1 protein-coding gene, 1 tRNA gene and 3 rRNA genes (1 of these 5 cut by a window edge) are annotated in these 5,000 nt (G+C 41.3%); all 5 read left to right on the top strand.

Annotated elements, in window-relative coordinates:
• Positions 1–217 precede the first annotated feature (217 nt).
• Positions 218–3,130, top strand: a 23S ribosomal RNA gene (locus DIC82_03215).
• Positions 3,131–3,308: 178 nt separating this feature from the next.
• A 5S ribosomal RNA gene (rrf, locus tag DIC82_03210) occupies positions 3,309–3,425 on the top strand.
• A gap of 7 nt (positions 3,426–3,432) precedes the next feature.
• Positions 3,433–3,508: transfer RNA gene (locus DIC82_03205), tRNA-Lys, on the top strand.
• A gap of 296 nt (positions 3,509–3,804) precedes the next feature.
• On the top strand, positions 3,805–4,752 hold the full coding sequence (locus tag DIC82_03200; GenBank protein ID AWK50147.1) for an L-lactate dehydrogenase: 948 nt from the start codon (positions 3,805–3,807) through the stop codon (positions 4,750–4,752).
• A 173-nt stretch (positions 4,753–4,925) separates the two neighbouring features.
• Positions 4,926–5,000, top strand: a 5S ribosomal RNA gene (gene rrf / locus DIC82_03195); it runs 42 nt beyond the window's last position.

The raw sequence follows: 5,000 nt of genomic DNA, 5'->3' as shown, positions 1-5,000 counted from the left end.
TCTGTTCAATTTTGAAAGACTAAGTCTTTCAAAAAAAATTTTGCTTTAAATAGTGAAATTGAAGATGTTCTTTGAAAATTGCATATAGATTAATGTATAAAATACAACAAAGCCAAGAATTATATTCTTTGTGAAATGATTATAGATAAACAAATTGTAAACAATCTTTGGGTATATATCGCTATATACACAAAATGTATATTAATTTGTAAATAAAAGGTCAAGCTACAAAGGGCGTATGGTGAATGCCTTGGCATCAGGAGCCGATGAAGGACGCGATAAGCTGCGATAAGCTTCGGGTAGACGCACATAGTCAGAGATCCGAAGATTTCCGAATGAGGAAACTCACATGGGAAACCCCATGTATCGTAAAGTGAATACATAGCTTTATGAAGGTAAACCCAGGGAACTGAAACATCTAAGTACCTGGAGGAAGAGAAAGAAAAATCGATTTTCTTAGTAGCGGCGAGCGAAAAGGAAAGAGCCCAAACCAGAAATTTATTTCTGGGGTTGCGGACAGAACATAACGAGAAATCATGGTTAATCGAACATAACTGGAAAGTTAGACCGTAGGGGGTAATAGTCCCGTAGATGAAAATTATGATAATCAGTTCTGCACCAGAGTACCACGAGACACGTGAAACCTTGTGGGAAGCAGGGAGGACCACCTCCCAAGGCTAAATACTACCTGATGACCGATAGTGAAGCAGTACCGTGAGGGAAAGGTGAAAAGAACCCCGGGAGGGGAGTGAAATAGAACCTGAAACCATATGCCTACAACCGATCAAAGCACCATATGTGTGTGATGATGTGCTTTTTGTAGAACGAGCCAACGAGTTACGGTATGTAGCGAGGTTAAGTACTTAAGGTACGGAGCCGAAGGGAAACCAAGTCTTAATAGGGCGACTAGTTGCATGCTGTAGACCCGAAACCGGGTGACCTATCCATGGCCAGGTTGAAGCGAGGGTAAAACCTCGTGGAGGACCGAACCACGTTGCTGTTGAAAAAGCATGGGATGAGCTGTGGATAGCGGAGAAATTCCAATCGAACTCGGATATAGCTGGTTCTCCTCGAAATAGCTTTAGGGCTAGCGTCGGAAAATGTGAGTAGTGGAGGTAGAGCACTGAATAGGCTAGGGGCATAGCGCTTACCGAACCTTATCAAACTCCGAATGCCATATACTATCAGTCCGGCAGTCAGACTGTGAAAGATAAGTTCCATGGTCAAAAGGGAAACAGCCCAGATCGTCAGCTAAGGTCCCAAAGTGTAAGTTAAGTGGAAAAGGATGTGGGATTTCTAAGACAACTAGGATGTTGGCTTAGAAGCAGCCACTCATTAAAAGAGTGCGTAATAGCTCACTAGTCAAGAGATCCTGCGCCGAAAATGTCCGGGGCTCAAACTTACCACCGAAGCTACGGGTTCACAATTTATTGTGAGCGGTAGAGGAGCGTCGTAATCGGGCTGAAGTCGTACCGTAAGGAGCGGTGGACTGATTACGAGTGAGAATGTTGGCATTAGTAGCGAGATGTAAGTGAGAATCTTACAGGCCGAATATCTAAGGTTTCCTGAGTAAAGTTTGTCTTCTCAGGGTTAGTCGGGACCTAAGGCGAGGCCGAAAGGCGTAGTCGATGGACAATTGGTTGATATTCCAATACCACTACAATCGTTATTATCGATGGTGTGACGGAGAAGGATAGGATGTGCTAGCTATTGGATGCTAGTCTAAGCGTTTAGGGAGTTAGGATAGGCAAATCCGTTCTAACAATTCTGAGGCGTGATGGGGAAGGTTCTACGGAACCGAAGTATCTGATTCCATGCTTCCAAGAAAAGCATCTAGAAAGAGAAGTAGTGCCCGTACCGCAAACCGACACAGGTAGATGAGGAGAGAATCCTAAGGCCGACGGAAGAATTGCAGTTAAGGAACTAGGCAAATTGACCCCGTAACTTCGGGAGAAGGGGTGCCTGCAGCAATGCAGGCCGCAGAGAATAGGCACAAGCAACTGTTTAACAAAAACACAGGTCTCTGCTAAAGCGTAAGCTGATGTATAGGGGCTGACGCCTGCCCGGTGCTGGAAGGTTAAGGGGAATGCTTAGCGGTAACGCGAAGGTGTGAACTTAAGCCCCAGTAAACGGCGGCCGTAACTATAACGGTCCTAAGGTAGCGAAATTCCTTGTCAGGTAAGTTCTGACCCGCACGAATGGCGTAATGACTTGTGCACTGTCTCAACTGCAAATCCGGCGAAGTTGTAGTGCGAGTGAAGATGCTCGCTACCCGCGATTGGACGGAAAGACCCCGTAGAGCTTTACTGTAGCTTAGCATTGAATTTCGGTATTGTCTGTACAGGATAGGTGGGAGACTGGGAAACCAGAGCGTCAGCTTTGGTGGAGTCGTTGTTGGGATACCACCCTGATAGTATTGAAGTTCTAACTGGATGCCATGAAACTGGTGACAGGACATTGTTAGGTGGGCAGTTTGACTGGGGCGGTCGCCTCCTAAAATGTAACGGAGGCGCCCAAAGGTTCCCTCAGAACGGTCGGAAATCGTTCGAAGAGTGCAAAGGCAGAAGGGAGCCTGACTGCGACACCTACAAGTGGAGCAGGGACGAAAGTCGGGCTTAGTGATCCGGTGGTACCTCGTGGGAGGGCCATCGCTCAACGGATAAAAGCTACCTCGGGGATAACAGGCTGATCTCCCCCAAGAGTTCACATCGACGGGGAGGTTTGGCACCTCGATGTCGGCTCGTCGCATCCTGGGGCTGAAGTAGGTCCCAAGGGTTGGGCTGTTCGCCCATTAAAGCGGCACGCGAGCTGGGTTCAGAACGTCGTGAGACAGTTCGGTCCCTATCCGTCGCGGGCGTAGGAAATTTGAGAGGAGCTGTCCTTAGTACGAGAGGACCGGGATGGACTGACCTATGGTGTACCAGTTGTTTCGCCAGAAGCATAGCTGGGTAGCTAAGTCGGGAATGGATAAACGCTGAAAGCATCTAAGTGTGAAGCCAACCTCAAGATTAGATTTCCCATAGCGTAAGCTAGTAAGACCCCTTGAAGACTACAAGGTTGATAGGTCAGAGGTGTAAGTATGGTAACATATTTAGCTGACTGATACTAATAGGTCGAGGGCTTGACCAATATATAATCAAGTTGTAAAATATACATTAATTCTATATGCAATTTTGAAAGAACAATTCTTTCAATAAAATAACACAAACGATAGTTTGAGTCAGTTTTCTTTAAAGGAAACACTAACTCACATGCGTTCGTTGGTGTGCAGTTTTTCAACCAAATCGTAGATTTGGGAAAAACAAGCATCTCGTGACGATGGCATAGAGGTAACACTCCTTCCCATTCCGAACAGGACAGTTAAGGTCTATAGCGCCGATGGTACTGCACGGGTGACTGTGTGGCAGAGTAGGACGTTGCGAGGTAAGATTTGCGTGATTAGCTCAGTTGGTAGAGCACCTGACTCTTAATCAGGGTGTCCAGGGTTCGAATCCCTGATGACGCACCAGAGTGAAGATTGTTAAAAATTATTTTTAACAGTCTTTTTTTGCTTTATAATTAAATATACTTAAATTATAAGTTTATCAACATATTTTAAACACTAATCCACAGGATTATCATGTTTTTGTGAATTAAATAATGTATTAGATTCTAATCAAATGTATAAGAGCAATATAAAGTTGATATAATACTCTTATCATTTATAATAAGTATTATAAGTAAATTTAGCAAATTCAAAAAAGTAATTAATTAGAGAATAAGAATAATATAAATTTAAATAATAATTTTGAAGGAGAACTATATATGAGTTTAAAGAAAAGTAAGGTTGCTATTATAGGAACAGGCTTAGTAGGTTCAAGCACAGCGTTTAGTTTAATAACACAAGGAGTTTGTGATGAGATATTAATGATTGATATAAATGAAGAGAAAGCACTTGGCGAGGTTATGGATTTAAATCATTGTATTGAATACTTAAATAGAAATACAAAGGTTGTTAGAGGGAGTTATGATCAATGCAGAGATGTAGATGTTATAGTAATAACAGCAGGTGCACCACCCAAGCCTGGTCAGACAAGAATAGATACATTAGAGTTATCGGCTAAAATAGTTGAATCTATCGTAGATCCAATAATGAAGAGTGGATTCAGGGGTCATTTTATTGTTATTTCAAATCCAGTTGATATGATTGCATATCATGTTTATAAGATATCAGGATTGCCTAAAAATCATATTATAGGCACTGGGACTTCAGTTGATTCAGCAAGATTAAAGAATTTCATTGGAGAGTTATTAAATGTGGATCCGCGAAGTATTCAAGCATATTCAATGGGTGAACATGGAGATTCTCAAATGGTACCTTGGTCACATGTGACAGTTGGTGGAAAATCATTTTATGAAATATTAAAAGACAACAAAGATAGAGTTGGAGATGTTGATTTAGATAAATTAGTGTTGGAGACAGCCAAAGCTGGATGGGAAGTATATAATAGAAAAGGGACAACTTATTATGGAATTGCAACAGCAACAGTTGGAATAATTAAAGCAATTATGAATGATGAAAATAAAATCATACCAGTATCTACGTTACTAGAAGGTGAATATGGAGAAAACGATGTTTTTTGTGGAGTGCCTGCTGTTTTAAACGCAAATGGAGTTAAGGAAGTTGTAGAAATACATATGACAAATGATGAATTAAATAAATTTAAAAAATCAGTAGCATTAATAAAATCCTTGTCTAAAAAAATAAATTAATATTTATTTTAGATAAATGTTGACAAGATATGATATAACATGTATAATCATATCTTGTTGAGACAAATATTCGACAAGATAATATAAATTCGAAGTTAGAAAAAGAAATACAAATTATAAGCCAATTTGCATAAGTTCATCTAACTGAATCGAATATTTAGAAACTCATATAATCTCGTGACGATGGCATAGAGGTAACACTCCTTCCCATTCCGAACAGGAAAGTTAAGGTCTATAGCGCCGATGGT

This window comes from Clostridium beijerinckii (assembly GCA_003129525.1).
Lineage (GTDB): Bacteria > Bacillota > Clostridia > Clostridiales > Clostridiaceae > Clostridium > Clostridium beijerinckii_D.
The sequence above is the reverse complement of the archived record's forward strand: the minus strand, read 5'-3'. Positions and strand labels throughout refer to the sequence as shown.